A 3,681-nucleotide genomic window follows, 5' to 3' on the forward strand; every position below is an offset into this window, starting at 1 on the left:
ATAGACAGTGCAACAATCCCCCCGAGCAAGTCGCCAATTCCCAGATTAGTCAGTGAGCCCACCGTGTAAAGTGCCAAGACCGCTCCGGAGAAGCCCACGGTCAGCAGAACAATGGGAAGAGACTCTGTACCGACACTCGTAAGCTGACGAGCAAGATCACCCAGGTGAATGCCTTCCTGAAAGATCGCGCGCACGGCTCGCCACAAAAGGGTTAGCAGCTCGCCCAGATACTCGAAGGAGCGCACGAAGGTCTTACGAATGATTTTACTTGTCGTCTCACCGACGTCCTCGAATACCTCGACTGCCTCGCTAGCCAGTCGGGTTTCTTTGGAGTCGGAACCAGGTGTCATATAAATTTTAGTTTACCCCATTGAACCGGTGCCCCGCCGCGTGCTACAATCCCTCATGCCCGAAGAAGAAGAAGAGGAGGAAGGTTTTACCTTCCGTGATCGCCGCCGCCAGAGTACCGAGGAAGCGGCGCCTGCTGCCGTCCCCGTGGTAACTCCCACACTCCCCCTTGAGCCCATAACCGAACCAGAACCAACTCTCTACGATCCGCACGATGGATACAGTGACAGTGACAGCGAGGGGGATCCCGATGCTGAGGAGAGTAGCGAGATACCCGATGTGCGCTCCGTACTTGCCCTCTTCATGGGTGAGCTGCGCAATCTGGCGTGGCTGCGTATGGGCCTTGTCGCCAACCCGATGACGGGTGAGATCGAAAAAGACCTGGCACAAGCACAGATGGCAATCAATACGGTTGGGTTCCTCGCCGATCAGCTTGAGCCGCATGTCGCCCCTGAAGAGCGCCTGCCGCTCAAGGCAATGGTCAGTGATCTACAGCTCAATTTTGTGGAGCAGAGTAAGCGGGGATGAGGCTGGCCTCTTCCCCGCCCCTTCTCACTCCCGACGCGTTCGAGGCCCGCTTTGGCGATCTGGTGGAGCTGATTTGTGATGCCGCGCACGTGGGCCACTCTAAGCCCTTCATGGAAGCGCAGTATACGCTCTTACGGGCCTGGATGTCAGAGCACTTCCCCCCCATCGCCGCGGAGTTCTCAGGCCGACTTCAGGAGGAGTTCGAGAGCCTCTACTGCGCCGAATCCCTCTCGGTTCTACTGACTCAGGATAGCGGTGCGCTCATGGGGCGGCTCCTCGACACCCAGGAAGCTATTGTTGCGTGGAAACAAGCGGATTAAAAATAGATGAAAAATATCACAGGCTGAGTCCCTAAAAGATAGGGAAATTTTTCACAAAGTCGAGTATACTCTCTCCTGGCACCTATGGTTGCTGCCGTGCCCCGTTTCGCCGCCTCACCACTACTTACGATAGCCTGGCGCGAGAATTGCAGCAATTTAATAATTAGCGATTTCTCAACAAGGAGGTCTGCCCTTTGGTAAGACAACTTAGCACCCCCTGGCTTCTTTCGCCTCTGGTGATTGGACTAATCGGGCTTGCATTTGCTTTCTTTTTTTACTGGAATGTCCAGCGGCAACCTATCGGTGGTACGGAGACCATGAACCGTATCGCGAAGTATATTCGCGAAGGTGCTATGGCGTTTCTCAAGCGTGAGTACACGGTACTTGCCGTTTATACACTGGTTGTCTTTCTCGCTTTAGGCTTTACTCTAGGTTGGCTTCCGGGTGGCGCTTTTGTCTCTGGTGCTTTCCTGTCTCTGCTCGCCGGTTTTTGCGGGATGCAAGCGGCGACCCTAGCCAATGTCCGAACTGCCGAGGCGGCACGACGTGGCAGTAAACCCAATGCGCTCCTCATTGCTCTAGATGGCGGAGCGGTGATGGGTTTAGCGGTGGCGGGGCTGGGGCTGATTGGGCTTGCAGGGTTCTACTTTGCCTTGCGCAATACACCCGCGCTCAACTCAACCCTACATGCTTTTGCGGTGGGGGCAAGCAGTATCGCGCTCTTCGCTCGTATTGGGGGCGGAATCTACACCAAGGCCGCCGATGTTGGGGCCGATATCGCCGGGAAGGTGATCGAGGGAATCCCCGAAGATGACCCTCGCAATCCGGGAGTGATTGCCGACAACGTGGGGGACAACGTCGGGGATGTGGCAGGCATGGGTGCCGATATCTACGAGTCAATGGTGGCGGCGATTGTCTCCGCGGTAGCCATCGCGCTGACCACAAACGACATGGGACACCTCAAGAACATCGCACCAGGACTCAGCGACGAAGCCGAGCGGACTCTGGGGGCGGCGCTTCCGTTGGTTCTCTCGGGAGTCGGGCTCGCGATCAGTATTCTGGGCATCTTCCTGGCACGTGCGCTCCGCAATCACAAACCCGCCAATGTTCTTCGAAGCTGTCTGATTGTCCCTCCTATCGCCCTCACAATTGTCTCCGCCATTCTCATGAAGATTCTGGGAGCCACCCAAGCAATCACACTCTGCCTAGCGGCGGGTGCTATCGGTGGAGCCGCTATCGGCCTGATTACCGAGTACTACACGGCGCACAAGCCCGTGCATAAAGTCGCGCAGGCATCGCTTACCGGCGCGGCGACTTGTATTATCCATGGCCTTGCAGTGGGTAAAGAGTCCGTGATCGCTCCAGTGGTGATTCTCTGTGGAGTCACGTTTCTCGCCAATGCCCAGCTTGGGCTCTATGGCGTGGCAATGGCCGCCGTCGGAATGCTAGCCGGAACTGCAATCGTCATGACTGTGGATGCCTACGGCCCGATCTCAGATAATGCGGGCGGCATTAGCGAGATGAGTGGTCTGGGCAAAGAAGTCCGCGACATCACCGACGAGCTCGACTCCGTGGGCAACACAACTGCCGCAATCGGCAAGGGCTTCGCGATAGGGTCAGCGACTCTTACAGTGGTTGCGCTCTTCTCCGCCTACTCGATGGAGATCAGTCACGCACGCGGAGCGCCCTTCCATATCGAGCTTACCGATGCCACCGTCCTGATCGGGGTGCTCCTGGGAGCCATTCTGCCCTTCTGGGTAGGCGCGTCCACGATGCTTGCAGTTGGTCATGCGGCGCAGAAGATCGTGATCGAGATTGCCCGGCAGTTCAAGGAAATCCCGGGCTTGCTCCAGGGCACGGCGGATCCTGAGCCCGCCCATATTGTGGATATCGCCACCAAAGCGGCGCTTATTGAGATGATCCAGCCCGGCCTCGTGGCGATCCTCGCCCCCACACTGACTGGGTTCTTCCTCGGGCCTGAAGCACTTGCGGGCCTGCTCGCGGGCGCACTTGCCGTCGGCTCCACCCTCAGCCTCTTCATGGCGAACGCGGGGGGAGTTTGGGATAATGCGAAGAAGCACATCGAGAAAGGCGGGCTTGATGGCCATGAGAAAGGTGGCGATGCCCACAAAGCCGCCGTCGTCGGGGATACCGTCGGTGACCCCTTCAAGGATACGTCGGGGCCAGGTGTCTCCATTCTCATCAAAGTCATGAGCGTCGTCAGCTTACTCATTGCGCCGCTCATCGCCAATCGGTAGGCTCTCCTCCCCAACCCCTCTCCCATGGCCTACACGAGGCATATTTAGTGAGGGGGGTGTTTGGGTACAATAGGTTAGTGATTATAGATATTACTGAGCCGTTTTCACGAATCGAAACCGGGTCGCTGAAAGCTCTACTTTTGGCAGGGGAGATACTCAAACCTATGGTTTCCTGGCCGTTTTTCGGAGCACCTAGGGCACAAAAATGATTCGTGAAAACAGCTCTA

General features: G+C 57.0%; 4 protein-coding genes. 3 read left to right on the forward strand and 1 reads right to left on the reverse strand.

The window, feature by feature from the left end; translation table 11 throughout:
- Positions 1-350, reverse strand: a 350-nt coding sequence (locus ACH2EH_RS16770; protein ID WP_395143348.1) for an ABC transporter permease, incomplete at its 3' end; no start/stop codon positions are given.
- Positions 351-405: 55 nt separating this feature from the next.
- Between ACH2EH_RS16770 and ACH2EH_RS16775 the strand changes: the two genes are divergently transcribed.
- From ACH2EH_RS16775 to ACH2EH_RS16785, 3 genes are all read left to right on the forward strand, one after another.
- Positions 406-876, forward strand: coding sequence for a DUF1844 domain-containing protein (locus tag ACH2EH_RS16775; RefSeq protein WP_395143350.1), 471 nt, complete (start codon positions 406-408; stop codon positions 874-876).
- Complete coding sequence (locus ACH2EH_RS16780) at positions 873-1,196, forward strand: hypothetical protein (protein WP_395143352.1); 324 nt, start codon at positions 873-875, stop codon at positions 1,194-1,196. Before ACH2EH_RS16775 ends, ACH2EH_RS16780 begins: the two co-directional genes overlap by 4 nt.
- Positions 1,197-1,390: 194 nt before the next feature.
- Complete coding sequence (locus tag ACH2EH_RS16785; RefSeq protein ID WP_395143354.1) at positions 1,391-3,454, forward strand: sodium-translocating pyrophosphatase; 2,064 nt, start codon at positions 1,391-1,393, stop codon at positions 3,452-3,454.
- Positions 3,455-3,681 lie beyond the last annotated feature (227 nt).

It is taken from the genome of Armatimonas sp., assembly GCF_043760365.1.
In the GTDB taxonomy this organism is placed as follows: Bacteria; Armatimonadota; Armatimonadia; order Armatimonadales; family Armatimonadaceae; genus Armatimonas.

What these genes read in the sequence shown, in the direction of transcription:
- ACH2EH_RS16780 (WP_395143352.1), top strand. Translation starts at nt 873, where the DNA reads ATGAGGCTGGCCTCTTCCCCGCCCCTTCTCACTCCCGACGCGTTCGAG.
- ACH2EH_RS16775 (WP_395143350.1), top strand. Translation starts at nt 406, where the DNA reads ATGCCCGAAGAAGAAGAAGAGGAGGAAGGTTTTACCTTCCGTGATCGC.